This is a genomic window from Roseovarius sp. MBR-78, from assembly GCF_040547535.1.
In the GTDB taxonomy this organism is placed as follows: Bacteria; Pseudomonadota; Alphaproteobacteria; order Rhodobacterales; family Rhodobacteraceae; genus Roseovarius.
Genome location: NZ_JBEPPX010000020.1, coordinates 16,386 through 40,447 on the forward strand (window position 1 = coordinate 16,386; position 24,062 = coordinate 40,447).

Sequence of the window (24,062 nt, forward strand, 5' to 3'; positions counted from 1 at the left end):
TCAGGTGTCCGCTTCTGTGGGTTTGAGCGCCACCCCCGGCCCGGTGGCCACGTCACCGCTTTCAAGGAACTGAACGCCCTGCGCTTTCAAGGCGGCTTCAAGGCTGGAAAGGGTTTCCAAACGGATTGCCAGATTGCCGCTACCGTTCTCAAGTCGCTTGACAGTGGGGAGGGAAACGCCAGCGGTTTCGGCCACTTTGGCTTGCGTCCAGCCTAGTGCGGCTCTCGCTTGTCTCAGTTGCTCAACAGTTTTTAGTCCCATGGGATACTTTTTTATACCTCAGGTATTGCAACGCCCCATGCGTTACTTTATATACCTGAGGTATCACAAAGAAACCCAGAGGGGCAACCCAATGACATTGAACCGCACAGAAATCATGACCGCCGCTTGGAAGGGAACCCGCGAGATGATGCGCATGGGCTATGCCGCGCACCAATTGCGCGAGGTGTTCACCTACTGCCTGCGCCGCGCATGGGCTGCGGCCAAAGCCGCCGCCGCGCTGCTGGCACGTTCCGCCGCAAGCCTCTGGGCCGAAGTGCAGGACATGGAAAACAGGGATCGCCTTGGCGTTCAGGGTATCGAACGCCTGAGCCAATTGCGCCGTGCTTACCATGCGGCCAAGGCACGTGAGGATGCCGAAGCCGAAGCGCAGACCCAAGCCGATATTGAGGAAAAGCGTGATCTGATCCAATCGGCCAAGGGCCGCTTTGCCGCTGTGACCTTCATCAAGAAGGATGGCAGCACCCGCGTGATGCGCGTTCAGCTCTCCAAGCTGAAATACCCTGTGAAAGGCGATGCCGCCGCGCCCAGCGCCCGCCAAGCGGTTGAAACACGCAAAGCCCGCCACCCGCACCTTATGGCGGTGTGGGATGCGGACAAGGCCGCACCCCGTTCGATCAACCTTGCAACTGTCACGGAAATCCGGCTGGGCGGTCTGGCCCGTGCCTATGAGGTGGCGGCATGAAGCGGCGCGATTTCATTCTATCGACTGCGGCGGCATTGCCCGCCGCCCCCGCCTTGGCCGCGCCACAGGTTGACCCGGTGGTGCCTCTGTTCCAGTGCTGGGCCGATGCGGTGCGCACATGGGAAGCCTACACGCGCCAGCCTATCGAAGCTATCGACCCGGCAACCGATGATGCGTTGTGGAATGAGCGCGAAACCTATCTGGACGCATTGATTGCCACCAACGCAACAACCCCGCATGGGGCGCTGTGTCAGGCGCTGGCACTATGGGAGGAGGAGGGCCCAGTTGGCTTGATTTCGGTGGGACGCGAGGATTACGGGACGAAGGAACACCGCCTGTTGCAACGGCTCATTCTTTCCCTTGAGGCAATCACGGCCACAGCGCCCCAGCCTGCTATCCGCAAGGGGTGCTGGTCGGTGGCTGACTTCTGACAATCGCTTGTCCTAGCCATTGGTGAACCCGGTTGCCCAGCGCAGCCGGGTTTTTTCGTTCCCCGCGCCCCGGCAGGGGTAGGGATACAGTCGCGCACGAATTACATATGCGTCCAGCGTCACGCCCAGCGATGCCGCCTTGCCGTGAAAGAATGACAGGGCGGGCGGGTGGTGCCCCCCCCTGCAAAGGCAAAGGCGAATGTCTCGGCCACAAGCCTTTACCCTGCCGGAAAAAAGTAGGGACCGTAGGCCGCGCGACCGCCGCGCGGTGCGGAAAGCGCCCGGGGGTTCGGTAGTCAGACGCTTAACACCTAGCCTTAACATGAGGCGTTAAGCTGGGTGGCTTAGGTCTGTTTCGCAGTGAGGTTAGGGGAAATCGTGCCAATTTGGGCCGCTCATTCGGGGCAGGCTCAAGCCTTAAAATCTTACGTTTCTTTTTAAAACAATGACTTAAGCGTAACAGGCCAAATATTTCTGTTACCAGTTTTGTAACCAATGGGCTTAACAAAAAGTAAAGCATATCAATATGTTAAGTAGGTAAGTAACAAAGTAACAAGTGTAACAGGCATTTTGAGGGTTTCCCGGTTTTGTTTTTCGCCTTCGGTCCGGATCGAGCCACCCGCCGCCCCTGTTTTTCATGGTATGGCCACAGTTTGAAATTTTGCGCGACGGGTTCCCCGCCTGCGCCCTACCGGGCGCGGGGGAGATTGATTCTATAGCGCCACATGCCCAGCGCCTGCCCGAACGCTAAACGGTGCGAAATCTCAATCGGTGGTAGCCCAGTGGTAGCCACGCAAAACGCGGCTGTGCGCACAAATCGTCTAAGTCATTGATTTCAGTGGTGAGCCGTGCAGGATTCGAACCTGCGACCCACTGATTAAAAGTCAGTTGCTCTACCAACTGAGCTAACGGCCCACTAGGGGCGGTATCTAGAAAGTGGGGCGCGGGGGGTCAACCCCGAAAACGCGGCCGCGATGACGATGCTGGAATTCGTGTCGGACTGCGCGTATATGCGCGGCCATGAACATGCGCGATGAGACCGGTTTGCCCTTCATGAAGATGCACGGGCTGGGAAACGACTTTGTCGTGCTTGATGAGCGTGCGCGCGCGCCGTGCCTTACGCCTGCCCTGATCCGCGCCATCGCAGACCGCCATCGTGGGGTCGGGTTCGATCAGCTTGCGGTGATCGGTGCGGGCGAGGGGGCCGATGCGCATCTCAATTTCTGGAATGCCGACGGTTCGGCATCGGCGGCCTGCGGCAATGCGACGCGCTGCATCGCGCGCTACCTGATGGACGAGAGCGGCAGGGACGCGCTTCGGCTTACCACCGCGCGCGGGGTGTTGCAGGCGGTTGATGCGGGGGGCGGGCTCACCTCGATCAACATGGGCGCGCCGCAGCTTGACTGGCGCGACATCCCGCTGGCCCGCGCCATGGACACGCTTGAGTTGCCCATCGAGGGCGGGCCGACCGCGACCGGCATGGGCAACCCGCATTGCAGCTTTTTCGTGGCGGATGCGGAGGCGGTGGCGCTGGAAGAGATCGGCCCCCGCATCGAGCATCACCCGCTTTTCCCCGAGCGCACCAATGTGCAGGTGGCAAGCCTTATCGCCCCCGATCATCTGCGGATGCGGGTGTGGGAGCGGGGCGTGGGGGTGACGCTGGCCTCTGGCTCCTCCTCCTGTGCCGTGGCGGTGGCCGCCGCGCGGCGGGGGCTGACCGGGCGGCGGGTGCAGATCACGCTGGATGGTGGCACGCTGGCGGTGGATTGGCGCGAGGATGGCGTCTGGATGACCGGCGAGACATGCCATGTCGCCAGTGGCGTGCTGACGCCTGCGTTCCTGAGGGCCAACGGATGAATGCCCCTGTCTTCGCCACGCTGGGCTGTCGCCTGAACGCCTATGAGACCGAGGCGATGAAGGATCTTGCCGGGCAGGCGGGACTTGATAACGCCGTGGTCATCAACACCTGCGCCGTGACCTCTGAGGCGGTGCGCAAGGCCCGCCAGGAAATCCGCCGGTTGCGCCGCGAGAACCCGCACGCGCGCCTGATCGTCACCGGCTGCGCCGCGCAGACCGAGCCCGAGACCTTCGCCGCCATGCCCGAGGTCGATGCCGTCATCGGCAATACCGAGAAGATGCAGCCCGGCACATGGGGCCGCCTTGCCGCCGATTTCATCGGTGACGCCGAGCGCGTGCAGGTCAACGACATCATGTCGGTGACCGAGACGGCGGGCCACCTGATTGACGGCTTTGGCACCCGCAGCCGCGCCTATGTGCAGGTGCAAAACGGTTGCGATCATCGCTGCACCTTTTGCATTATCCCCTTTGGTCGCGGCAATTCGCGCTCTGTCCCCGCAGGCGTGGTGGTGGACCAGATCAAGCGGCTGGTGGGCAGCGGCTATAACGAGGTGGTTCTGACCGGGGTGGATCTGACAAGCTGGGGTGCCGATCTGCCGTCGCAGCCCAAACTTGGCGATCTGGTCATGCGCATCCTGCGGCTGGTGCCCGACCTGCCGCGCCTGCGAATCTCGTCGATCGATTCGATCGAGGTGGATGAAAACCTGATGCAGGCCATCGCCACCGAACCGCGCCTGATGCCGCATCTGCACCTAAGCCTGCAACATGGCGATGACCTGATCCTGAAACGGATGAAGCGGCGGCACCTGCGCGATGATGCCATTCGCTTTGCCGAGGAGGCGCGCCGCCTGCGCCCCGACATGACCTTTGGTGCCGATATCATTGCCGGATTTCCGACCGAGACCGAAGCGGCGTTTGAAAACTCGCTGAGGCTGGTCGAGGAATGCCACCTGACATGGCTGCATGTCTTCCCGTATTCGCCGCGCCCCGGCACCCCCGCCGCAAGGATGCCGCAGGTGCATGGCACCGCGATCAAGGCCCGCGCGGCGCGGCTACGCGCGGCGGGTGAGGCGCGGGTGGCCACGCATCTGGCCGAACAGCAGGGCAGGAAACACAAGGTGTTGATGGAAAACCCCCGCATGGGCCGAACCGAGCAATTCACCGAAGTGAGCTTTGACAGCGACCGCCCCGAGGGCCAGATCGTCAGTGCCACCGTGATCGGCCACAGCGCCGCACAGCTTCTGGCGCGCTGAGCGATGCACCCCAACCCCGCCTTTCGCAAGGCCGACACCGCCCGCAACATCGCCTTCGCGCGCGAGGCGGGTTTCGGCATCCTTGCCGTGACCACCGATGACGTCCCGCTCATCAGCCACATCCCGTTCCTGTTGTCCGAGGACGGCACATGCGCCGAATTTCACCTCGTGCGCTCCAACCCCATCGTGCGGCTGCTCGATGGCCGGCTGCGCGCGCGGCTCGCGGTGCAGGGGCCGCATTCCTATGTCTCGCCCGACTGGTATGGGGTCGAGGATCAGGTGCCCACATGGAACTATGTCGCCGTGCATCTGGTGGGCGAGGTGACGTTGCAACCGCAAGCGACCATGCGCGATTTTCTCGACCGGCAATCGGCGGCGTTCGAGGCGCGGCTCTTGCCCAAGCCGGAATGGCGGGCCGACAAGATGACGCCCGAGGTGCTGGAGCGGATGATGCGCCAGATCGTGCCTTGCGCGATGCGGGTGGCGGAGATCGCGGGCACCTGGAAGCTGGGCCAGAACAAGCCCGAGGACGTGCGCCTGCGCGCGGCTGATCCGCTGGAGGCGGCGGGGCAAGGGCAGGAGGTGGCGACGCTCGCGCAGCTCATGCGCGCGCCACCGGCCTGAGTCCTCGCCGTCATCCTCGGACTTGATCCGAGGATCTCTTGCCAAACCACCCCCAAGCCACGCTTTACACCACCCCCGCGCGCGCCTAGCGTCGCTCCAACCCCAGACAGGAGCACGCCGATGCAACTCATATCCTCTCCCGCCTCGCCTTTCGTGCGCAAGGTGCGCGTGCTTTTGCACGAGGCGGGGCTTGTCGATCAGGTGGAAGAACTGCCCGTCGCCACCACCGCCCTTGCCACCGCTCCCGAAGCGATGGCGGCCAACCCTTTGGGCAAGATCCCCGCGCTTTTGCGCGAGGATGGCCCGGCGATCTATGACAGCCGGGTGATCTGCCGCTATCTCGATGCGCGGGCGGGGGCCGGGCTTTACCCCGAGGCGCGGCTCTGGGAGGTGCTGACGCTCGAGGCCACCGCCGACGGGATCATGGAATCGGGCGTGCTCATGGTCTACGAGATGCGGCTGCGCCCCGAGGGCGCGCGCTCGGCCGAGTGGGTCGAGGCGCAATGGGCCAAGATCGCCCGCGTGCTCGACGCGTTGGAAGACCGCTGGATGAGCCACCTCGCCGGGCCGCTCGACATGGCGCAGATCGCCGTGGCCTGCGCGCTGGGCTATCTCGATTTCCGCCACGACGCGCGCGGCTGGCGCGAGGGGCACCCGGCGCTGGCGGCGTGGTATGAGGGTTTTGCCGCCCGTCCCGCCATGGTTGAAACCGCGCCTGTCGGCTAATATCCCGGTGAAAAGGCGCGACAGAAGCGCGCTTTGAGGCGCATTGGCGGGATTGCAGGCTGGACGGCTCGGCAAAGCCCCGCTAGATAATCGCGCATCAAGACCGGGAAAAGACCCCGGCGCGCAAGACGCCGTTATCGGCACTGACAGAATGGAGCAACCTCGTGTCCCACGCAGAAGATCACGAAGGCACCCGGAGGGATTTCCTCTACTACGCCACCGCCGGGGCGGGTGCCGTGACCGCAGGCGCGGCTATCTGGCCGCTGGTCAACCAGATGAACCCATCGGCCGATGTGCAGGCGCTGGCGTCGATCCGGGTCGATGTCTCGGGCATTTCGCCGGGGACGCAATTGACGGTCAAATGGCTGGGCAAGCCGGTCTTTATCCGGCGCCGCACCGAGAAGGATATCGAACTGGCCCGCAGCGTTGATGTGGCGTCACTGCCCGATCCGCTGGCGCGCAACGCCAATATCGCCCCCGATGCGCCGGCCACCGACGAGAACCGCGCCCTTGACGAAACCGGCGAATGGCTGGTGGAAATGGGCGTCTGCACTCATCTGGGATGCGTGCCCATCGGCGATGGTGCGGGTGATTTCGGCGGCTGGTTCTGCCCCTGCCACGGCTCGCATTACGACAGTGCAGGCCGCATCCGCAAAGGCCCTGCGCCGGAAAACCTGCCGGTTCCGCTGGCCGAATTCGTCGACGATACGACGATCAAACTGGGATAAGGAAACGCGCATATGTCCGGTATTCCGCACGATCACTACGAGCCCAAGACGGGCGGCGAGAAATGGCTTCATTCGCGCCTGCCCATCGTCGGGCTGCTCTATGACACCATCATGATCCCCACGCCCAAGAACCTCAACTGGATGTGGATCTGGGGCATTGTCCTGACCTTCTGCCTCGTGTTGCAGATCGTCACCGGCATCATCCTCGCGATGCATTACACGCCCCATGTCGATATGGCCTTTGCCTCGATCGAGCATATCATGCGCAACGTGAATGGCGGGCATTTCATCCGCTACCTGCACATGAACGGGGCGTCGCTATTCTTTGCCGCGGTCTACCTGCATATCTTCCGCGGCCTCTACTACGGCTCCTACAAGGCCCCGCGCGAGATCACCTGGATCATCGGCATGTTGATCTATCTGGCGATGATGGGCACCGCCTTCATGGGCTATGTGCTGCCCTGGGGTCAGATGTCGTTCTGGGGGGCCACGGTGATTACCGGCCTTTTTGGCGCGATCCCCTTCATCGGCGAGCCGATCCAGACCTGGCTTCTGGGTGGGCCTGCGGTGGGCAATGCCACGCTCAACCGCTTTTTCTCGCTGCACTACCTGCTGCCCTTCGTGATTGCGGCGCTTGTTGCGCTGCATATCTGGGCCTTCCACACCACCGGCAACAACAACCCCACCGGGGTTGACGTGCGCCGCACCTCCAAGGCCGAGGCGGAAAAGGACACCGTGCCGTTCTGGCCCTATTTCGTCATCAAGGACCTGTTTGCCCTCGCGGTCATCATGGTGGTGTTCTTCGCGATCGTCGGCTTCATGCCCAACTATCTCGGCCACCCCGACAACTATATCGAGGCCAACCCTCTGGTCACGCCCGCGCATATCGTGCCGGAATGGTATTTCCTGCCCTTCTACGCGATCCTGCGCGCCTTTACCGCCGATGTCTGGGTGGTGATGTTCGCAAACTGGATCACCGGCGGGATCATCGACGCCAAGTTCTTTGGCGTGCTGGCGATGTTCGGTGCCATCGCGGTGATGGCGCTGGCACCGTGGCTTGATACCTCCTCGGTGCGCTCAGGCCGCTATCGCCCGATGTTCAAATGGTGGTTTGCGCTTCTGTGTGTTGATTTCGTGGTCCTGATGTGGGCCGGTGCCATGCCCGCAGAGCCGCCCTACTCGACCATCTCGCTCATCGGGTCGGCCTATTGGTTCGCCTATTTCCTGGTGATCCTGCCGCTTCTGGGCGTGATCGAGAAACCAGAGCCGCAGCCCGCGACCATCGAGGACGATTTCGATGCGCATTATGGCCCGGCCCAGACGCCCGCCGAATAAGAAAGGACGGATGACAATGTTGAGGAAAACAGGCATTGCGGCCCTCGCGGCGCTGTCGCTTTCAACCGGCGGTGCCTTCGCCGCCGGGGCCGAGGGGCATATCGAGGATATCGCCTTCTCCTTCGAGGGGCCGTTCGGAACCTTTGACGAGGTGCAGCTTCAGCGCGGCCTCAAGGTCTATACCCAGGTCTGTTCGGCCTGCCACGGGATGCAATATGTTCCGCTGCGCACGCTCGCCGACGAGGGCGGGCCCAACCTGCCCGCCGACCAGATGCGCGCCTATGCCGAGCAGTTCGAGGTGTTCGACCCCGAACTTGACGATTACCGCCCGGCCAAGCCCACCGATCACTTCCCCAAGGTGACCTCGGCCGGCGCGCCGGATCTGTCGCTCATGGCCAAGAAGCGCGCGGGCTTTCACGGCCCCTACGGCACCGGCATTTCGCAATTCGTGAATGGTATGGGCGGGCCGGAATATATCTACTCGCTGATGACCGGCTATCACGAGGTGCCCGAATGCGCGCCCGAGGATTTCCCCGGCACCTACAATGTCGCCTTCACCGCCGGCGGCTATCCCGAGGAATGCAAGGACGAGCATGGCGGCCACACCGTGCCCGGAAGCTGGATCGCGATGGGCCAGCCGCTTTGGGGGGACGATGTCGAATTCGACGACGGCACCGCCGCGACGCTGGAGCAAGAGGCCGAGGATGTCGCCGCCTTCCTGATGTGGGCGGCCGAGCCCAAGATGATGGCGCGCCAGAACGCAGGCCTGACCGGGGTGATCTTCCTCACCGTCCTGTCGGTGCTGCTCTACCTCACCAACAAGCGCATCTGGGCACCGATCAAGCATCGCAAGGATAGCTGATCCACGACCCACGGACATGAGGGCCCCCGCTGTTTGGCAGCGGGGGCTTTTTCTATCGCGGTGCCGGGTTCGTGGCCTTGTCATAGGGCCGCCAATCCGCGATCTCGGGATAATACATCTGCCGCCAGCGCCGCACGCGCGGGTTCATCACCCGCCGCCAGAGGCGCGGCACCATCGCCGCCATCGTCATCACCGGATAGCCAAAGGGCAGTTGCGGGGCCTCTTCCGCGCCATAATTCTGCAACAGTGCAAAGCGGCGGTCGGGCTTGTAATGATGATCCGAGTGGCGTTGCAGGTTGATGAGCAGCCAGTTCGACGCCCGATGCGCCGCGTTCCAGCTATGGCGCGGGTGGACATGCTCATACTTGCCCTCGCCCAAATGTTTGCGGGTCAGCCCGTAATGCTCGATGTAATTCACCAGCTCCAATTGCCAGACCGCCACGAAGGCCTGCCACAGGAACAGGCCAAGCCCCGCCCAGCCTCCGATCAGCACCGCCAGCACGATCATGCCCCCCTGCAACGCCCAGTAACGCCAGAACGGGTTGCGCGCGTCGGTCCATGCCCGGCTCTTGCGTGCCAGCATGTCGCGCTCGGCCCGGAACGCCGATTGCCAGCATTGCCGCAGCACGCGTGGAAAAAACCGGTGAAACCCCTCGTTATAGCGCGCGGTTACCGGGTCGCGCGGGGTGCCGACATAGCGGTGATGCACCAGCAGATGTTCGGATCGGAAATGCGAATAAAGCACCATCGCCAGCAGAACATCGCCTAGAAACCGCTCGCCGCGATCCTTCTGATGCATCAATTCGTGGCTATAGTTGATCCCGATCGTGCCGGTAACAACGCCCATCCCGAAAAACAGCACTACGGTTTCCAGCGCCGAGAGATGCGCATCCCCCGGCCCGGTGACATACCAGATCATCCAGAACAGCAGCACGAATTGCACCGGCACCCAGACAAGCGTGATCGCGCGATACCAGTATAGATCGCGCTCGCCGGTCGCCGGGTCGGCATTCTCGGTATAAAGCCCGAGAAACGCATCGAGCAGCGAAAAGAAATACCATGTGATGACCGGCAAGAGGATCACCGTCCACCCGCCATGAACCGCGCCCAGCACCGCCACCGGCACCAGCAGAAACGACATCCAGAACGGCAGCGCGCGGCTCAGCCTCGCGACTTCTTTGGCGGGAATCATCGTGCTCTCCTTGTCGGTGTCATCCATCCACAGTGTCGATATGCGCTCGTGCCAGGTCAAACACCTTTCGCATCACGGTGGGCAGGTCCGAGGGGCGAAACGCCGCAGCAGGCAGGAAATCGCCGCGCTCGGGCAGGGCCTCGGGGCCAAGATCGGCCACATGCACCCGCAGCCGCAGGTGGAAATGGGTAAAGGTATGGCGCGCCTCTGCGCCGGTATCGCGCCATTTGGCCTGCACTGGCGGTGCCGGGGCAGGGGCCTCGCCCCAGTCACTGCCGGGCCAGCCCAGCATCCCGCCCAGAAGCCCACGCGCCTCCCGCCGCTCCAGAAGCCACGCCCCATCGCTGCGCCGCGCGACATAGGCATGGCCCATGCGCAGCGGCTTGGCCTTCTTCGGGGTTCTGGCGGGCAGGTCGGCGGCCACCCCCGCCGCGCGGCCCATGCAGGCGTGCATCCACGGGCAGATGCCGCAGGCGGGTGCGCGCGGCGTGCAGATCGTCGCGCCGAGATCCATCACCGCCTGCGCATAATCGCCGGGCCGCGCACGGGGGGTAAGCTTTGCGGCGGCGGCGATCAGTTCCGGCTTGGCGGCGGGCAGCGGCGTGCGGATATCCCATAGCCGCGCCATCACTCGCTCGACATTGCCATCCACCACGACCCTTGATCGGTCGAAGGCAATCGCGGCAATCGCCGCCGCCGTGTAGGGGCCGATGCCGGGCAGCGCCAAGAGCCCCTCGCGCGTGTCGGGAAAGCGCCCGCCGTGATCCGCCACCACCGCCCGCGCGCATTTCAGCAGGTTGCGCGCGCGGGCGTAGTAGCCAAGCCCCGCCCATTCGCCCATCACCTGCGCATCCTCGGCCGCCGCCAGATCGGCCACGCCGGGCCAAAGCGCCGTGAAGCGCTCGAAATAGCCGCGCACGGCGGCCACGGTCGTTTGTTGGAGCATCACCTCCGAGAGCCACACCCGGTAGGGATCGGGCCGCGTGCCCGCGCCGCGCGCCTGCGGCCCCACCCGCCACGGCAGATCGCGGGCGTGGCCGTCATACCACGCCAGCAGGGCCTGCGGATCGGCGGTTTCATGCATGGTTTATTCCCTCGCCTGCAATCGGCACTGGTATCTCCTGCCACAGCGCATAGGTTAGCGCCAGCAGGGAGGGTGCCAAGCATGACAGCGCGCGCGCGCGGATCACAGGGCGGATCGCGGGGGTTCAAACGCACCTCGGCGTTGTTGCAGTCAAGCATCCGGCGCGCGTCCGAGTCGCGCGGCTTTGCCCAGTCGCGCCTGCTCACCCATTGGCCCGAGATCGCCGGAGAGGCGACCGCCGCCATTGCGCGGCCCGTCGAGGTCTCGTATTCCCGGCAGGGGATGGGGGCGACGCTCACCCTTCTCACCACCGGCGCGCAGGCCCCGATACTCGAGATGCAGAAAGAGGCGCTGCGCGAGCGGATCAACGCGGTCTATGGCTACAATGCCATTTCGCGTATCCGCCTGACACAGACCGCGCCTTCGGGCTTTGCCGAGGGGCAGGCGGATTTCGTGCATCGCAAACCGCCCAAGGCCCCCGCCGCCCCGCCGCCCGAGGTGGCGGCAAAGGCGCATGACATGGTCACCCCGGTGGCCGATGACGATCTGCGCGCCGCGCTGGAAAGGCTCGGGCGCAACGTATTGACCAGAACGACACGGACAAAAGGACCACGGAAATGAAACATCTTCTCGCCGCAGCCGCGCTCGCGCTTGCCACCATGACCGCCCCCGCGACCGCGCAGGAGGCAGAGGTTGCCGAAATGACGCTGGGGGCCGAGGATGCACCCGTCACGGTGATGGAATACGCCTCCTTCACCTGCCCGCATTGCGCCAATTTCCACAAGGGACCGTTCCAGGAGCTGAAGGCCGAGTATATCGACACCGGAAAGGTGCGCTTTGTCTATCGCGACGTGTATTTTGATCGCTTTGGCCTGTGGGGCGCGATGGTCGCGCGCTGTGATGGCGGGGAAAAGTTCTTTGGCATCAGCGATATGCTTTACGAGCAGCAGCGTGAATGGACCAAAGGCGAACCGGCGGCCATCGCCGACAACCTGCGCCGCATCGGCAAGCTTGCCGGGCTCGAGGCCGAGACGGTCGAGGCCTGCCTCAACGACCGCGATAAGGCCCAGGCGCTGGTGGCATGGTATCAGCAGAACGCCGAGGCCGACGGGGTGAATTCCACCCCCACGCTTTTCGTCAACGGGACGAAATATTCCAACATGGCCTATGCCGATCTCAAGGCCATCATCGACAAGGCCCTCGCCGAATAAGGCGCGCGCAGGCGGCGCGGGGTCAACGCGCGCCGCCACCCATACCGCAGCGATCAAGCGCATCATCGAACGGGCCCCAATCCGCCACCTCAAGGCGCACCGGCACCACCAGCACCTGCCGTCGGATCTCGGCGGGCAGGCGCACTGCGTCCTTTTCCGTGGTTACGGGCTGCGCCCCGAGTCGGCGCGCGTCGCGCAGGATGCGCGCCATCAGGGTGGGGGTCAGCGGCTGATGATCCGACAGCGCCACCTCGCGCAGCACCTCGGCCCCGAGCGCGCGCAGCGTGGCAAACATCTTTTCCGGGTGGCCGATCCCGGCAAAGGCCAGCACCCGCGCGCCCCTCCAATCCATCCCGGTGTCGAGCGGGGCAAGCCGCCCGCGCAACTGCGGCACGGTGACGGCCCCGGCCCATCGCGCGGCAAACCCCGCCTGCGCTGCATCATCGCCGACCGACAGCAGCAGGTCGGCCCGCGCCATCCCCGCCGCCACCGGTTCCCGCAGCGGCCCGGCGGGCAGGCAGCGCCCGTTGCCAAAGCCGCGCGCGGCATCGACCACCACGATTGATATATCCCTGACCAGCGCCGGGTCCTGGAACCCGTCATCCATCACGATGCAATCCACCGCCCCCCCGGCGCAGATCGCGCGCGCGCCCGCCGCACGGTCACGCGCCACCCATGTGGGCGCAAAGGCCGCCGCCAGCAGCGGCTCGTCGCCGACATCGCCCGCATCATGCAGGGCGGCATCCACCGCCACCGGCCCTGCAAGCCGCCCGCCATGCCCGCGCGACAGGATCGCGGGCCGCAGGCCGCGCGCGCGTAGCCGCATCACCACCGCCTGTACCGTGGGCGTCTTGCCGGTACCCCCGGCGTTGATATTGCCCACGCAGATCACCGGCACCGGCGCGCGCCAGCCAGCCCCCCGCGCCAGCCGCCGCGCCGTCGCCCGCGCATAAAGCGCGCCCAGCGGCGTCAGAAGCCGCGCACGCAGGCCGGGCCGGTCGGGCGGCGCATCCCAGAAGCCGGGGGCCTTCATGTGCCCGCCGCCGCGCGCCGGTCGAGTAGGTCGAGCACCATCTCCACCACCCGGTCGGTCACCTCCGCCCCGCGTGAGGCCACCTCCCAAGCGGCATGCGCCATCGCCGCCGCACTGTCGGGAGGCAAGAGCGCCTGCACCGCGGCCCCGAGCGTCTCGGTGTCGCGCACGATCCGGGCCGCCCCGGCCTCGGCATAGCGTGAATAGCGGTGCAGGTGGCGCGCCACGTTGGGGCCGTAAAGGATCGCCGAGCCATGCGCGGCAGGCTCGTCTGGATCGCGCCCGTATTGCCCCGAAACCAGCGACGAGCCCATGAAGCAGATCGGTGCCAGCCGATACCAGAGCCCCATCTCGCCATAGGTATCGGCCAAAATCACCTGCGTTGCCTCGTCGGGCAGCACCCCTTCGGACCACGCGATATGGCGCCAGCCCTGCGCCGCGATCCGCGCCGCCATTCCGGCGCTTTCGGCAGGGTCGTCGGGCACCACGATCAGCACGCAGCGATGCGCGGCGCGGCTTGCCTCGCGATGCGCGCCGAGCACGGTGTCGATCTCACCGGGCTGCACCATCGCCGCCAGCCAGACCGGCCGCGCGCGCATCAGCCGCGACATCTCTTCAAGGTCCGCCTCGCGGCAGGGCAGGGTGAGCGCCTCTTCCTGCAAGGTGCCGGTGACATGCACGCGCCGGGGACTGGCCCCCATCCGCCGTGCCTGCCGCGCTGCTGCCTCGTCGCGGGCGTGAATCTCGGTGAATTCGGCCAGAACCGCGCGCGGCAGTTCGCGAAACCAGCGCCAGCGCGACCGCTCCAGAAGCGTTTCCTCGGCATCCACGAGGCAGAGCGGCACCCCCGCCCGCGCCGCGCAGATCAGCAAGGCCGGTTCAAGCTCGCCGCCCGTCCAGAGGCACAGATCGGGCCGCCAATGCGCAAGGAACGCCTCTGCCGCCGGGATCGTGTCGGGCGGTAGCGGCTGCCGTATCGCCGGGCCGCGCGGCGCGCGCGCCTCGTCGGCCTCGTTGCCCCCGGTTATCACCATCGAAAGATCGCCGCGATGCTGCGCAAGGTGCCGCGCCAGCCCGGCCAGCGCGCGCGCGCGCCCGCCATCCACCGCATGTGCCCAGATCACCCGGCCCTTGGGGCGGGGCTGGTCAGGGTGCGGGCCTGCCGGGCCACCGCCGCGCGCCAGCGCGAGATAGGCCGCCAGACCCAGCGAGCGGCTCATCCGTGCTCAGCCCAGCTCTTCGGTGGACGAGGTTTCGCGCTCTTCGTCGCGCAGGCGGTGCAGATGGGCGATGAAATAGCGCGTATGGGCATTGTCCACCGTGCGCTGCGCCTCGGCCTTCCAGGCGTCGTGGGCGCTTGCGTAATCGGGGAACATGCCGACGATATGGATGTCGTTCACGTCGCGGAATTCGCTGCGCGACGGATCGACCAACTCGCCGCCGAATACAAGATGAAGACGTTGTGGCATGGGCATTTCCTTGCTGTTACTGGCTTGCGCGCACCCTATCCCTTTCGGTCGGGGAATCAAGGCAGGCACCGGCGCTTGACGACATGCCGCAGCCGGGGCAAGCCTGTCGCACAGAGCCGGAGGCACCCATGGCCAAGCCCTTTCTCATCCTGCAACTGCGCCCCGAGACCGAGGCCGCTGACGATGAGTTCGCCGCGATCCTGCGCAAGGGCGGGCTGGCGCCTGAGCGCGTGCGCCGTATCCGGCTTGACCAGGAGGCGCTGCCCGAGGGGCTTCGGCCCGAGGATCATGCCGGGGTCATCGTCGGCGGCGGCCCCGGTTGCGTCAGCGATCCGCCCGAGGCGAAATCGCCCATCGAGGCGCGGATCGAGGCGCAGGTTCTGGCGCTCATGCCCGCGATTATCGCGACCGGCACGCCGTTTCTTGGCTGTTGCTATGGCATCGGCATCCTTGGCCGGCACCTTGGCGGCGATGTGAGCAAGCGCGCCTATGGCGAGCCGGTGGGCACCGCCGATTGCCACCTGACCGACGAGGGCGCGCGCGATCCGCTGCTTGACGGGCTGCCCCGGCGCTTTGCCGCCTTTGTCGGCCACAAGGAGGCGTTGCAGGCGTTGCCACCGGGATGCACCCATCTCGTGGCCTCGCCCACCTGCCCGTTCCAGATGGTGCGCCACGGGGACTGCGTCTATGCCACGCAGTTCCACCCCGAGGCCGATGCCGCGGGCTTTGAGACCCGCATCCGCATCTATCGTCACAAGGGTTATTTCGCGCCCGAGACGGCGGAGGATCTCATCGCCATGTGCCGCGCGGCGGATGTGACCGCGCCCGAGCGTATCCTGCGCAATTTCATTACCCGCTACGGCGGCTGAAGATCGCCATCTGGCTTGCCCCGCCAAGGCCGGGATGCGCGCCGCAGATATCGCGGAACGCCACTGCGTAGCCGTTGCGCGCCGCCACCCCCTGCCCCCAGCGGGCAAAGCGCGCGCGATCCCACTCAAAGTGGTGATCGGGGTGGCGAAAGCGGTGAGCGGGCACGCCAAGCACCGGGTTATACTCGGCATTGGGCGTGGTCACGATGACATGGCCGGGCCGCATCCCGGCAAAGACCGCGCGCTCCAACCGGTTGATATCGGCGGGCGGCAGGTGCTCGATCACCTCCACCAGGCAGGCGCAATCGTAGCCCGCCAGCTTGGGGTGGGCCTGCACCGCCGAGGCACAGGCCAGTTGCACCGGCACGCCCCCGGTGGGGGTGTCTGCCAGCCGCGCCTGCGCCCCGCGCAGCCGCGCGGCGTCAATCTCGATGCCGGTGATGCGCGCGATGCCCGGTTCGTGCAGCAGCCGCAACACCAGATCGCCATCACCGCAACCCAGATCGAGCACGGTGGCCGCGCCGCTCTCGCGCACCGCAGCAATCACCGCCGCCAGTCGCGCCTCGTGCAGGGTCGTGGTCATGGCCCGAGACACTGCAAGAGCGCCACATCCTTGCTCGGGATGTGCGCAACCCAGCCGCGTTGCGCGGCGATGGTGGTGAATGTCGCGGCGCGGTAGAACACCACATGGGTCGCATCCTTGCGGTAATGCCAGCCACCGAAACGGGCATCATCGGTCTGAAAACAGGTCATCACCGCGAGCCAGCCGCCGGGCCGCAGCATCGCGCCGAGACGGTCGAATTCCTCGGCCGGGGCGTGAAAATGCTCGGCCACTTCGGTGCAGGTGATGAAATCATAGCTCTCGGCCAGCGGCGCGGGATCGGGGGCATAGAAGGGATCATAAAGCGCCACCTCGTGGCCCGCCTCGCGCAGCATCGCGGCCAGTGCCGGGCCGGGGCCGCAGCCGTAATCCAGCCCCCGCGCGCCGGGCCGAAGCCGCGCGAGAAGCGGCACCGCGAGCTTGCTCAGGAAGCGCCGGTAGCCGGGATCGGCCACCTCGTTTTCATGCCGGTCATATTCAGCCCGCTCGGTGGCGGCGTCGGGGTAATGCGCGGGGGCCATGCCCCGCGCCTCGCAGGCGTCGCAGCACCAATAGGCCTTGCCGTCGAAGCTTCCGAAATCCGCCACCGGCGCGGCGCGGCAAACGGGGCATCGAGGGGGCAGGAGCTTGGGCATGGTGCCGCTTAGCCGCGTGGCGGGGTGGGATCAAGTGAGGCGTGGCCTGTTCATGCACTGTGGCACCGCCCGCCCACGCTTGGGCGCTTGCGCGGCGCGGCATGTCATCGGCGCGCGTTCCCGGTCACTGTGTGCGGGCGCGCGCCGGATCCCAGGCCGCCAGCACCTTGGAATTGTCGTCGTCATCGTATTCGTAGAGCGTCTCTTCGGTCACGCCGGGGATGCGCGCGAAATCATCGGCGGTTTTCTTGGGAAACCACGAAGTGCCCACCTGGCCGGGAAACAACTCTCCAAGGATGCGCGAGGTTGCCAGAGAGCAGGCGGCATTGGGCACGGGGCCCGCGTCTTCGACAAGGCGCATGGCGCGCGCCGCGAGTTCCGGCGACACATCGAGCCGCTGGATACGCACATGAAAGGTCTTGCGCGCGTGGTAGCGGGTATAAACATCCTCGACATTGGGCGTGATGCCGTAGAGCACATCGTTGCGCTCGGGCAGGGTGCGCAGGCTGTTGAAAGAGCCAGCCGGGTCAAAAATCACCCGCTGGTTGCCGTTTATCATCAACGCTGTATGCGCGCCTGCGCCCGATTTGTTGTTGATCATCGTGTAAACGGTGAGCCGGGGCGGGCCATCATGGGCATAGGCCGCGCGGCTCACCTCCGCATCGGTCGACCAGACCGATTCAGCGGCGCAGCCCGCAAGAGTGAGGACGGCGCAGAACGCCAGCAAGAGCAAACGCATGATGGCCTCCGAGCCGGGAAATCAGCCGTTGACCGCCGCCAGGAAAATCAGGAAAGCGGCGATACAGACGACCGTCCAGGCCGCAGCCTTGACAAAGCCCTCGAAGGTTTTTTCCTGAACGGTGATATCCATGTCGCCATGCTTGTGTTCGGCCATGTGTTGCGCTCCTTCGTGACGTGCGAAAACGGGTCGGATGCGGATTACTGCATTTCCGGCGCGCTGTCACGCGCCAAGCTGGCGTGGCTCAGCTTTCTTCGAGATCCTGCGCGAGGCGAAAGCCGATGCGCGTGGGCGGGGCCTCTTCGACCTGTTTGGGCAGCGCGCGCAGCATCACCGAAAGCTGGCTCACATGCTGCACGAGCTGGGTGCGCATTCCCATCTGGTCCTGGCCGTAGAAGGTGACGATATCGGGGTCGAAATAGCCCATCCCCTCGATCCGGATGGTGCCCGCGTCCGACCCGGCAAAGCCCATCGCCACCTCATGCGCCTCGTCGAGGGTTTTCTCGAAATTGCCGATATAGAGGATCAGCCGCTCATAGGCCCATTGCGCGGGGCTTTTCTTCTTAACCGGGGTCTTGGGCAGGGATTTGGCCGCCGTCTCGATGCAGGGCTGGCCGGGGGTTGCGTGAACCTCGTGACAGCGCGGCATGGCGGCATTCTCGGCCAGTTCCGCCGATGTCTCGATCCCGTCGCCCATGGTCCTGTCCTCCCATCGTTACCGCACCTGCCAGAGCCACGCGCCATCCGCGCGCCGCCAGCGCCTGACCTCGCCAGCGTGCAGCAGGTGATTGAGATGCGCAACCGATTCCACCAGCGCAAGGCCGTAGGTGCCCGCGTCGATCCTGCGCCGGAAGAGCAGCGGAAAGCACTCGGCGGCGGTGTGTGGCTCGGCGAGAAAGGCGCGCAGGCGGTCGAGCGCGGAATGGTGATTCTCGGCCAGTTGCCGCATCCTGACGGGCAGGCCGGTAAAGGGCAGCTTGTGGCCGGGCAACACGAGGTGATCGGCGCGCGCATGGGGGGCGAGCCGGGCGCAGGCGGCGAGCCAGTCTGCCAGCGGATCGGCCTCTGGCTCGGTCGGGTAGACGCCGATATTGGGGCTGATGCCGGGCAGGATCTGATCGCCCGCGATCACCAGATTGTCATCGCGCGACCACAGCGTGACATGCTCGGGCGCGTGGCCGCCGCCCATCCGCACGTCCCAGTCACGCCCGCCCGCGCGGATCAATTCGCCTTCCACGATCCGGCGATAGCCCACCGGCAGGGCCGCGCAGCTATCGGCGAAGTTGAACGGGCGTTCGCCTGCGCGTTTGGCGTAGATATCCGGGTCCATCCCGCCCGCGCGCGAAAATTCGAGCGCCTGCGGGGTGGGCCGGTCCTCGACATCGAGGATCAGCATCCGCGCCATGAGCCAGCTTGTCCGCGAGGCCCAGAGGCTGGCACCGAAGCGATCCATCAGCCAGCCCGCCATGCCGATATGATCGGGGTGGTGGTGGGTGGCGATCACGCGGGAGACGGGCTTGCCGCGCAGAGGCCCGGCCAAGAGCCCCTCCCACAGCGCCACGGCGCTGGGCGTGTGGATGCCGGTATCGACCACGGTCCAGCTGTCGCCCTCGTCGAGCGCGTAGACATTGACGTGATCGAGCACCATCGGCAGCGGCAGGCGCAGCCAGAGGATGCCGGGGGCCACCTCGGTCGCGCCGTCCCCGGCGGGCGGTTCGGGCCAGGGGTGGTGGATGATCTCGCCGCCATCCATCATGCGACGAAATCCGACGCGGTGAGCGCGTAGAGATCGGCGGCCCCTTGCGTGGCATGGGCGAAATGGCCCGCGTGCTCGGGCAAGAGCCGCGTGATATAGAACCGCGCCAGCCGCGTGCGCGGGCCGTCGCCGCCCTCGGCCAGCGCCGCCGCAAGGTGGAAACGCGCGCCCAGAACACGGGCAAAGCCGCGCAGATAGGGCATAGCCCCGGCGAATCGCTCGGTCATCTCGGTTTGCGCCAGCATCCAGTCGGTGGCCTCGCGCAGGCTCTCGCTGGCCTGCCAGACCGGGCCGGCGAGGTCGGGCAGCGTGCCGCGCGCGGCCTCTGCCGCCGTCTCGATCTCCTCGATGAGGGTCAGCGCGGCCTCGCCGCCATCCATCAACTTGCGGCCCACCAGATCCATCGCCTGGATGCCGTTGGTGCCTTCGTAGATCGCGGTGACGCGCACATCGCGCAGGAATTGCGCGGCCCCCGTCTCCTCGATATAGCCCATGCCGCCGTGAAGCTGGATGCCGGTATTGGCAACCGCGATGCCGGTCTCGGTGCCGCAAACCTTGGCGATGGGGGTGAGCAGGGCGGCGCGCGCGCCCCACTGCGCGGCACCGGTGGCGGTCTGCATGTCGATGGCCTTGGCGCAGGCGAGCGCGATGGCGCGCGCGGCGAAGGTCTCGGCGCGCATCGAGGCCAGCATCCGGCGCACATTGGCGTGCTCGATGATCGTGCCGGTGCCGTCCCCTGTCGGGGTGCGGCCCTGGCGGCGGTCCTGCGCATAGGCCAGCGCGTGCTGATACGCGCCCTCGGCCACGCCGATGCCTTGGCCGCCCACGCCGAGGCGGGCGTTGTTCATCATGGTGAACATGGCGCGCATCCCGTCATGCGCCTCGCCCACAAGCCAGCCCGTGGCCCCGTCATATTGCATCACGCAGGTGGGGCTGCCATGCAGGCCCATCTTGTGCTCGAGGCTGATGACCTTGAGGCTGTTGCGCGCGCCGGGATCGCCGTTTTCGTCGGGGATGAATTTCGGCACCAGAAAGAGGCTGATCCCCTTGGTGCCGGGCACGCCATCGGGCAGGCGCGCGAGCACCAGGTGACAGACGTTTTCGGTGAAATCATTGTCGCCCCAGGAGATATAGACCTTTTGCCCGGTGATCGCGTAGGTGCCATCGCCATTGGGCTCGGCGCGCGAGCGCAGCGCGCCGACATCCGATCCGGCCTGCGGCTCGGTCAGGTTCATTGTGCCGGACCACTCGCCGCTCACCAGTTTGGGCAGGTAGAGCGCCTGCATCTCCGGGCTTGCGTGATGCTCCAGCGCCTCGATCTGGCCTTGCGTCATCAGCGGCGCGAGTTGCAGCGACAAACACGCCGCCGCCATCATCTCGTTGACGGCGGTGGTGAGCAGCATCGGCAGGCCCATGCCGCCGTGATCGGGGTTCGCGCCGATCGCGATCCAGCCACCCTCGGCAATGGCGCGATAGCCCTCGGCATAGCCCGGCGAGGTGCGCAAAACGCCGTTTTCCAGCCGCGCGGGGTGCAGGTCTCCGGGCCGTTGCAGGGGGGCGAGCACATCCTCGCAGAGCCGCCCGGCCTCGGTCAGGATGGCCGTTGCCATGTCCGGCGTCGCCTCGGCAAAACGGTCTGTCGCGGCCACCTCGGGCAGGCCGATGACATGATCGAAGAGAAAGCGGTAATCCTCGACCGGGGCACGATAGGGCATCTTGTCGTTCCTTTCCACATTCCCGGCGCTGCTTGGCAACCGGGGCGCAAGGCTGTAACCAGCCCCCCTTGAAGCCGAAGGTAGCCGGTGGCACCGAAGCCGCAAGCCAAACGCCGCGTCAGGGACCATAAATGCCAAATGCAACCGAAACTTTGCAAGCCGATGATGGCGGGATCGCGCGCGCGGCCGCGATCTGGCGGGCGGGGGGCCTTGTCGCGTTTCCGACCGAGACGGTCTATGGCCTTGGCGCGGATGCGCGCGACGGGCGCGCGGTGGCCGCGATATTCGAGGCCAAGGGGCGGCCCCGGTTCAACCCGCTGATCGTGCACGTGGCGGACGCGGCGCAGGCGCGCGCGCTGGTGGAGTGGCCGGATGCGGCAGAGATCGTGGCAAGCGCCTTCTGGCCCGGCCCGCTGACGCTGGTGCTGCCGCTGCGCGCGGGCGCGGGGATTTCGCCGTTGGTGACGGCGGGGCTTGATACCCTGGCGGTGCGGGTGCCCGCGCATCCGGTGGCGCGCGCGCTTCTGGCGGCGTTCGGCGGGCCGGTGGCGGCGCCCTCGGCCAATCCCTCGGGGCGGATCAGCCCGACGCAGGCGGGCCATGTGCTGGCCGGGCTTTCGGGTCGGATCGCGGCGGTGGTCGATGGCGGGGCCTGCCCGGTGGGGGTGGAATCCACCATCCTGGGGCTCAAGGGCGCGCCGGTGCTGCTGCGCCCCGGTGGCGTGCCGGTGGAGGCGCTGGAGGCGGCGCTGGGCCGCCCGGTGGCCCTGCATGAGGGCGGCGGGGCGGTGAGCGCGCCGGGGCAGTTGGCATCGCATTACGCGCCGGGGGCGCGGGTGCGGCTGGAGGCGACCGAGCGGCGGCCGGGCGAGGCGATGCTGGGCTTTGGTGCGGTGGCGGGCGATCTCAACCTGTCGGAGACGGGCGACCTGGTGGAGGCGGCGGCGACCCTCTTTCACCATCTGCACGCGCTTGATGAGGGCGGGGCCGAGGCGATCGCCGTGGCCCCGGTGCCCGAGCGCGGGCTGGGCCGCGCGATCAACGACCGGTTGCGGCGCGCGGCGGCGGATCGCTGAGCCGCGCGCGCCTTGTTGCGCGCGCGGGGGCAGGGGCGGACGGCGGCAACAGGCCACACCCCGCCCCCCGGCATGGACAGCCGCGCCGCGATTGCCTAATCCTCTGGCAGGCAGGGAAAGGCGGCACATGGCGAAACGCACCCCATTCGAGATCGGCGGCACGCGGGTTGTCCCCGGCACCCGTGCCCGCGTCGATATACCCGTAAGTCAGCTTTCCAATCACACCCCCGTTCATCTCTCGGTCGAGGTGATCCACGGGCGGCGCAACGGGCCGGTGCTGTTTCTCTCGGCGGCGATCCACGGTGACGAGGTGATCGGCGTCGAGATCGTGCGCCGCGTGTTGCGGGCCACGCCGTTGCAGTCGGTGGCAGGCACGCTGCTGGCGGTGCCCATTGTCAACACCTTCGGGTTTCTCAACCATTCGCGCTATTTGCCCGACCGGCGCGATCTCAACCGCGTGTTTCCCGGCTTGCCATCGGGGTCGATGGCGTCGCAGCTTGCGCATATCTTCATGGAGGAGGTGGTGCGCCGGTCGGATGTAGGCATCGACCTGCATTCGGCGGCGATCCATCGCAGCAACCTGCCGCAGATCCGCCTCACCCCCGACAATGACCGGCTCGCCGATCTCGGGGCGGCGTTCGGCGCGCCGGTGATGATGGATTCCAAGCTGCGCGACGGCTCGCTGCGCATGGCCGCCGAGGAGGCGGGCGTCGATGTGCTGCTCTACGAGGGCGGCGAGGGGCTGCGCTTTGACGAGGCGGCGGCGCGCGCCGGGGTGGCGGGCACGTTACGGGTGATGCACCGCCTTGGCATGATCGGGGCCAAGGGCGTGCCGCGCAGCCGGGCGCGCCCGATGCGCGCGCGCGCCTCGTCATGGTATCGCGCGCCGCGCGGCGGGCTGTTTCGCGGCTTTGTCGGGCTTGGGGATGCGGTGGCACCGGGCACCGTGCTGGGCGCGGTGGCCAATGCCTTTGGCGATATCGAGAGCGAGATCATCGCCGAGCATACCGGTATCGTGATCGGGCGCACCAACCTGCCCGTGGTCTACGAGGGCGACGCGCTCTTTCACATCGCCGAGACCCCACGCGCCGAAGCCGAGGCCGAAGGCATCAGCGCCCATCTCGATGTGGGCGCGCTCTTTGACGAGGATGAAATCATCTGATGGCTGCGGCGCGGCGCACCACCGATCTCAACGATCTGGCCTTTGCCGTGATCCGCGCGCGGATGCAGCTTCATTTCGTGGTCACCCCGAAGGGCGACCGGCAGGCGGCCCGGTATTTCGTGATCGGCCACCCGCGCTGTGGCACCACCTCGTTGCACCGGCTGTTCGAGGCCAACGGGCTGCGCAGCTTTCACGACTCAAAAGACTGGCAGACCGGTCGCTTTGACGCGTTTTCCGATTTCGGGCAGGTGCGGCCCGTGGCGGCCTATGACCGCACCTATCCCAATGCCCGGTTCATTCTCAATTTCCGGCCGCTGCGCGGATACCTCACCAGCATCGCCGCACATCATCAGAAGGTGTTCAGCGTGCAGAACTTCATCAACGAGGCGCATCGCCGCGCCGACTGGTTCGCCTGGGTGCTGACGCATTTCGAGGGACGGCGCGATTTCATGGCGGTGAATATCGAGGCCCCCGGCGCGCTTCCGGCGGTGGCCGATCATTTCGGCCTTGGCCGTCCCGAGCCGGAGGGCGGCAGCCATCACAACGCGGGCCAGCGCCCTCGCCTGGCCGAGAGCGCCGCCAATATCGAGGCGGCGCTCGATGCGCTGGGCCTCGGCGAAGAGGCCGCGCGCGGCGTGCTCGTCTCGCACCTGCACGGCGACCGGCAATCCGCGCTCGCCCGCGCCCGCGACAGCGTCCGGGTGCTGGAATAGGCGTTTCGTGCGGGTGCTGCTGGTCGC

28 protein-coding genes and 1 tRNA gene are annotated in these 24,062 nt (G+C 66.4%); 15 read left to right on the top strand and 14 right to left on the bottom strand.

What is annotated here, in order from left to right:
* On the bottom strand, nt 1–261 hold the full coding sequence (locus ABIE58_RS14900) for a helix-turn-helix transcriptional regulator (protein WP_354545499.1): 261 nt from the start codon (nt 259–261) through the stop codon (nt 1–3).
* Here ABIE58_RS14900 and ABIE58_RS14905 point away from each other — a divergent pair.
* Together ABIE58_RS14905 and ABIE58_RS14910 are read left to right on the top strand one after the other, a co-directional pair.
* Nucleotides 260–964, top strand: coding sequence for a hypothetical protein (locus tag ABIE58_RS14905; RefSeq protein WP_354545500.1), 705 nt, complete (start codon nt 260–262; stop codon nt 962–964). The genes ABIE58_RS14900 and ABIE58_RS14905 overlap by 2 nt on opposite strands.
* Nucleotides 961–1,395 carry a hypothetical protein gene (locus ABIE58_RS14910; RefSeq protein WP_354545501.1) on the top strand — a complete coding sequence of 145 codons (435 nt, stop codon included), beginning with the start codon at nt 961–963 and terminating at the stop codon, nt 1,393–1,395. Before ABIE58_RS14905 ends, ABIE58_RS14910 begins: the two co-directional genes overlap by 4 nt.
* 839 nt (nt 1,396–2,234) lie before the next feature.
* Here ABIE58_RS14910 and ABIE58_RS14915 read toward each other — a convergent pair.
* Nucleotides 2,235–2,310 (bottom strand) — tRNA-Lys (locus ABIE58_RS14915).
* Between the two features lie 105 nt (nt 2,311–2,415).
* Between ABIE58_RS14915 and dapF the strand changes: the two genes are divergently transcribed.
* From dapF to ABIE58_RS14950, 7 genes are all read left to right on the top strand, one after another.
* On the top strand, nt 2,416–3,252 hold the full coding sequence (gene dapF, locus ABIE58_RS14920) for a diaminopimelate epimerase (RefSeq protein ID WP_354545502.1): 837 nt from the start codon (nt 2,416–2,418) through the stop codon (nt 3,250–3,252).
* Complete coding sequence (gene mtaB / locus ABIE58_RS14925) at nt 3,249–4,505, top strand: tRNA (N(6)-L-threonylcarbamoyladenosine(37)-C(2))-methylthiotransferase MtaB (protein ID WP_354545503.1); 1,257 nt, start codon at nt 3,249–3,251, stop codon at nt 4,503–4,505. Before dapF ends, mtaB begins: the two co-directional genes overlap by 4 nt.
* Before the next feature lie 3 nt (nt 4,506–4,508).
* The gene (locus ABIE58_RS14930; protein ID WP_354545504.1) at nt 4,509–5,129 is read left to right on the top strand and encodes an FMN-binding negative transcriptional regulator; all 621 of its coding nucleotides are present in this window, start codon (nt 4,509–4,511) and stop codon (nt 5,127–5,129) included.
* Between the two features lie 120 nt (nt 5,130–5,249).
* The gene (locus tag ABIE58_RS14935) at nt 5,250–5,855 is read left to right on the top strand and encodes a glutathione S-transferase (RefSeq protein ID WP_354545505.1); all 606 of its coding nucleotides are present in this window, start codon (nt 5,250–5,252) and stop codon (nt 5,853–5,855) included.
* Between the two features lie 164 nt (nt 5,856–6,019).
* Nucleotides 6,020–6,583 (top strand): ubiquinol-cytochrome c reductase iron-sulfur subunit, encoded by a 564-nt coding sequence (gene petA, locus ABIE58_RS14940; protein ID WP_354545506.1) that lies wholly within the window; start codon nt 6,020–6,022, stop codon nt 6,581–6,583.
* Nucleotides 6,584–6,595: 12 nt separating this feature from the next.
* A complete protein-coding gene (petB, locus tag ABIE58_RS14945; RefSeq protein WP_354545507.1) occupies nt 6,596–7,918 on the top strand; it encodes a cytochrome b in 1,323 nt (440 codons plus the stop codon).
* A gap of 10 nt (nt 7,919–7,928) precedes the next feature.
* Nucleotides 7,929–8,780: a cytochrome c1 gene (locus tag ABIE58_RS14950; protein ID WP_354545508.1), complete on the top strand. Its 852-nt coding sequence runs from the start codon at nt 7,929–7,931 to the stop codon at nt 8,778–8,780.
* A 52-nt stretch (nt 8,781–8,832) separates the two neighbouring features.
* Here the strand turns inward: ABIE58_RS14950 and ABIE58_RS14955 are convergent, their stop codons facing one another.
* Entirely contained in the window at nt 8,833–9,972 is a 1,140-nt protein-coding gene (locus tag ABIE58_RS14955) for an alkane 1-monooxygenase (protein ID WP_354545509.1), read from the bottom strand.
* Nucleotides 9,973–9,991: 19 nt separating this feature from the next.
* On the bottom strand, nt 9,992–11,056 hold the full coding sequence (locus ABIE58_RS14960; protein ID WP_354545510.1) for an A/G-specific adenine glycosylase: 1,065 nt from the start codon (nt 11,054–11,056) through the stop codon (nt 9,992–9,994).
* Between the two features lie 81 nt (nt 11,057–11,137).
* Here ABIE58_RS14960 and ABIE58_RS14965 point away from each other — a divergent pair, with 81 nt between their 5' ends.
* Nucleotides 11,138–11,677 carry a DUF721 domain-containing protein gene (locus ABIE58_RS14965; protein ID WP_354545511.1) on the top strand — a complete coding sequence of 180 codons (540 nt, stop codon included), beginning with the start codon at nt 11,138–11,140 and terminating at the stop codon, nt 11,675–11,677.
* Nucleotides 11,674–12,267 (top strand): DsbA family protein, encoded by a 594-nt coding sequence (locus tag ABIE58_RS14970; RefSeq protein WP_354545512.1) that lies wholly within the window; start codon nt 11,674–11,676, stop codon nt 12,265–12,267. Before ABIE58_RS14965 ends, ABIE58_RS14970 begins: the two co-directional genes overlap by 4 nt.
* A 22-nt stretch (nt 12,268–12,289) precedes the next feature.
* Here ABIE58_RS14970 and lpxK read toward each other — a convergent pair whose 3' ends face one another.
* The 3 genes from lpxK to ABIE58_RS14985 are packed head-to-tail and all read right to left on the bottom strand — an operon-like array spanning nt 12,290 to nt 14,769.
* The gene (gene lpxK, locus ABIE58_RS14975) at nt 12,290–13,300 is read right to left on the bottom strand and encodes a tetraacyldisaccharide 4'-kinase (protein WP_354545513.1); all 1,011 of its coding nucleotides are present in this window, start codon (nt 13,298–13,300) and stop codon (nt 12,290–12,292) included.
* The gene (locus tag ABIE58_RS14980) at nt 13,297–14,520 is read right to left on the bottom strand and encodes a 3-deoxy-D-manno-octulosonic acid transferase (RefSeq protein WP_354545514.1); all 1,224 of its coding nucleotides are present in this window, start codon (nt 14,518–14,520) and stop codon (nt 13,297–13,299) included. Before ABIE58_RS14980 ends, lpxK begins: the two co-directional genes overlap by 4 nt.
* Before the next feature lie 6 nt (nt 14,521–14,526).
* Nucleotides 14,527–14,769, bottom strand: coding sequence for a DUF4170 domain-containing protein (locus tag ABIE58_RS14985; RefSeq protein ID WP_354545515.1), 243 nt, complete (start codon nt 14,767–14,769; stop codon nt 14,527–14,529).
* Between the two features lie 128 nt (nt 14,770–14,897).
* Here ABIE58_RS14985 and ABIE58_RS14990 point away from each other — a divergent pair, with 128 nt between their 5' ends.
* Entirely contained in the window at nt 14,898–15,638 is a 741-nt protein-coding gene (locus ABIE58_RS14990) for a glutamine amidotransferase (RefSeq protein WP_354545516.1), read from the top strand.
* Here ABIE58_RS14990 and ABIE58_RS14995 read toward each other — a convergent pair.
* The 7 genes from ABIE58_RS14995 to ABIE58_RS15025 form a co-directional block, all read right to left on the bottom strand.
* Entirely contained in the window at nt 15,619–16,221 is a 603-nt protein-coding gene (locus ABIE58_RS14995; protein WP_354545517.1) for a methyltransferase domain-containing protein, read from the bottom strand. The two genes, ABIE58_RS14990 and ABIE58_RS14995, sit on opposite strands and share 20 nt — an antisense overlap.
* The gene (locus ABIE58_RS15000; RefSeq protein ID WP_354545518.1) at nt 16,218–16,874 is read right to left on the bottom strand and encodes a class I SAM-dependent methyltransferase; all 657 of its coding nucleotides are present in this window, start codon (nt 16,872–16,874) and stop codon (nt 16,218–16,220) included. Before ABIE58_RS15000 ends, ABIE58_RS14995 begins: the two co-directional genes overlap by 4 nt.
* A gap of 124 nt (nt 16,875–16,998) precedes the next feature.
* Nucleotides 16,999–17,613: a hypothetical protein gene (locus tag ABIE58_RS15005; RefSeq protein WP_354545519.1), complete on the bottom strand. Its 615-nt coding sequence runs from the start codon at nt 17,611–17,613 to the stop codon at nt 16,999–17,001.
* Nucleotides 17,614–17,634: 21 nt separating this feature from the next.
* The gene (locus ABIE58_RS15010) at nt 17,635–17,769 is read right to left on the bottom strand and encodes an aa3-type cytochrome c oxidase subunit IV (protein ID WP_354545520.1); all 135 of its coding nucleotides are present in this window, start codon (nt 17,767–17,769) and stop codon (nt 17,635–17,637) included.
* Nucleotides 17,770–17,857: 88 nt separating this feature from the next.
* Complete coding sequence (locus ABIE58_RS15015; protein ID WP_354545521.1) at nt 17,858–18,310, bottom strand: DUF6173 family protein; 453 nt, start codon at nt 18,308–18,310, stop codon at nt 17,858–17,860.
* Between the two features lie 18 nt (nt 18,311–18,328).
* The gene (locus tag ABIE58_RS15020) at nt 18,329–19,366 is read right to left on the bottom strand and encodes an MBL fold metallo-hydrolase (protein ID WP_354545546.1); all 1,038 of its coding nucleotides are present in this window, start codon (nt 19,364–19,366) and stop codon (nt 18,329–18,331) included.
* The gene (locus ABIE58_RS15025; protein WP_354545522.1) at nt 19,366–21,084 is read right to left on the bottom strand and encodes an acyl-CoA dehydrogenase; all 1,719 of its coding nucleotides are present in this window, start codon (nt 21,082–21,084) and stop codon (nt 19,366–19,368) included. Before ABIE58_RS15025 ends, ABIE58_RS15020 begins: the two co-directional genes overlap by 1 nt.
* A gap of 131 nt (nt 21,085–21,215) precedes the next feature.
* On the opposite strand from ABIE58_RS15025, the gene ABIE58_RS15030 reads away from it, so the two are divergent.
* From ABIE58_RS15030 to ABIE58_RS15040, 3 genes are all read left to right on the top strand, one after another.
* A complete protein-coding gene (locus tag ABIE58_RS15030) occupies nt 21,216–22,160 on the top strand; it encodes an L-threonylcarbamoyladenylate synthase (protein ID WP_354545523.1) in 945 nt (314 codons plus the stop codon).
* A gap of 127 nt (nt 22,161–22,287) precedes the next feature.
* Complete coding sequence (locus ABIE58_RS15035; protein ID WP_354545524.1) at nt 22,288–23,322, top strand: succinylglutamate desuccinylase/aspartoacylase family protein; 1,035 nt, start codon at nt 22,288–22,290, stop codon at nt 23,320–23,322.
* Complete coding sequence (locus ABIE58_RS15040; protein ID WP_354545525.1) at nt 23,322–24,035, top strand: sulfotransferase family protein; 714 nt, start codon at nt 23,322–23,324, stop codon at nt 24,033–24,035. Before ABIE58_RS15035 ends, ABIE58_RS15040 begins: the two co-directional genes overlap by 1 nt.
* Nucleotides 24,036–24,062 lie beyond the last annotated feature (27 nt).

What these genes read in the sequence shown, in the direction of transcription:
- ABIE58_RS14905 (WP_354545500.1), top strand. Translation starts at nt 260, where the DNA reads ATGGGATACTTTTTTATACCTCAGGTATTGCAACGCCCCATGCGTTAC.
- ABIE58_RS14900 (WP_354545499.1), bottom strand. Translation starts at nt 261, where the DNA reads ATGGGACTAAAAACTGTTGAGCAACTGAGACAAGCGAGAGCCGCACTA.
- ABIE58_RS14910 (WP_354545501.1), top strand. Translation starts at nt 961, where the DNA reads ATGAAGCGGCGCGATTTCATTCTATCGACTGCGGCGGCATTGCCCGCC.
- dapF (WP_354545502.1), top strand. Translation starts at nt 2,416, where the DNA reads ATGAACATGCGCGATGAGACCGGTTTGCCCTTCATGAAGATGCACGGG.
- mtaB (WP_354545503.1), top strand. Translation starts at nt 3,249, where the DNA reads ATGAATGCCCCTGTCTTCGCCACGCTGGGCTGTCGCCTGAACGCCTAT.
- ABIE58_RS14930 (WP_354545504.1), top strand. Translation starts at nt 4,509, where the DNA reads ATGCACCCCAACCCCGCCTTTCGCAAGGCCGACACCGCCCGCAACATC.
- ABIE58_RS14935 (WP_354545505.1), top strand. Translation starts at nt 5,250, where the DNA reads ATGCAACTCATATCCTCTCCCGCCTCGCCTTTCGTGCGCAAGGTGCGC.
- petB (WP_354545507.1), top strand. Translation starts at nt 6,596, where the DNA reads ATGTCCGGTATTCCGCACGATCACTACGAGCCCAAGACGGGCGGCGAG.
- ABIE58_RS14950 (WP_354545508.1), top strand. Translation starts at nt 7,929, where the DNA reads ATGACAATGTTGAGGAAAACAGGCATTGCGGCCCTCGCGGCGCTGTCG.
- ABIE58_RS14955 (WP_354545509.1), bottom strand. Translation starts at nt 9,972, where the DNA reads ATGATTCCCGCCAAAGAAGTCGCGAGGCTGAGCCGCGCGCTGCCGTTC.
- ABIE58_RS14960 (WP_354545510.1), bottom strand. Translation starts at nt 11,056, where the DNA reads ATGCATGAAACCGCCGATCCGCAGGCCCTGCTGGCGTGGTATGACGGC.
- ABIE58_RS14965 (WP_354545511.1), top strand. Translation starts at nt 11,138, where the DNA reads ATGACAGCGCGCGCGCGCGGATCACAGGGCGGATCGCGGGGGTTCAAA.
- ABIE58_RS14970 (WP_354545512.1), top strand. Translation starts at nt 11,674, where the DNA reads ATGAAACATCTTCTCGCCGCAGCCGCGCTCGCGCTTGCCACCATGACC.
- lpxK (WP_354545513.1), bottom strand. Translation starts at nt 13,300, where the DNA reads ATGAAGGCCCCCGGCTTCTGGGATGCGCCGCCCGACCGGCCCGGCCTG.
- ABIE58_RS14980 (WP_354545514.1), bottom strand. Translation starts at nt 14,520, where the DNA reads ATGAGCCGCTCGCTGGGTCTGGCGGCCTATCTCGCGCTGGCGCGCGGC.
- ABIE58_RS14985 (WP_354545515.1), bottom strand. Translation starts at nt 14,769, where the DNA reads ATGCCACAACGTCTTCATCTTGTATTCGGCGGCGAGTTGGTCGATCCG.
- ABIE58_RS14990 (WP_354545516.1), top strand. Translation starts at nt 14,898, where the DNA reads ATGGCCAAGCCCTTTCTCATCCTGCAACTGCGCCCCGAGACCGAGGCC.
- ABIE58_RS14995 (WP_354545517.1), bottom strand. Translation starts at nt 16,221, where the DNA reads ATGACCACGACCCTGCACGAGGCGCGACTGGCGGCGGTGATTGCTGCG.
- ABIE58_RS15000 (WP_354545518.1), bottom strand. Translation starts at nt 16,874, where the DNA reads ATGCCCAAGCTCCTGCCCCCTCGATGCCCCGTTTGCCGCGCCGCGCCG.
- ABIE58_RS15005 (WP_354545519.1), bottom strand. Translation starts at nt 17,613, where the DNA reads ATGCGTTTGCTCTTGCTGGCGTTCTGCGCCGTCCTCACTCTTGCGGGC.
- ABIE58_RS15010 (WP_354545520.1), bottom strand. Translation starts at nt 17,769, where the DNA reads ATGGCCGAACACAAGCATGGCGACATGGATATCACCGTTCAGGAAAAA.
- ABIE58_RS15015 (WP_354545521.1), bottom strand. Translation starts at nt 18,310, where the DNA reads ATGGGCGACGGGATCGAGACATCGGCGGAACTGGCCGAGAATGCCGCC.
- ABIE58_RS15020 (WP_354545546.1), bottom strand. Translation starts at nt 19,366, where the DNA reads ATGGATGGCGGCGAGATCATCCACCACCCCTGGCCCGAACCGCCCGCC.
- ABIE58_RS15025 (WP_354545522.1), bottom strand. Translation starts at nt 21,084, where the DNA reads ATGCCCTATCGTGCCCCGGTCGAGGATTACCGCTTTCTCTTCGATCAT.
- ABIE58_RS15030 (WP_354545523.1), top strand. Translation starts at nt 21,216, where the DNA reads ATGCCAAATGCAACCGAAACTTTGCAAGCCGATGATGGCGGGATCGCG.
- ABIE58_RS15035 (WP_354545524.1), top strand. Translation starts at nt 22,288, where the DNA reads ATGGCGAAACGCACCCCATTCGAGATCGGCGGCACGCGGGTTGTCCCC.
- ABIE58_RS15040 (WP_354545525.1), top strand. Translation starts at nt 23,322, where the DNA reads ATGGCTGCGGCGCGGCGCACCACCGATCTCAACGATCTGGCCTTTGCC.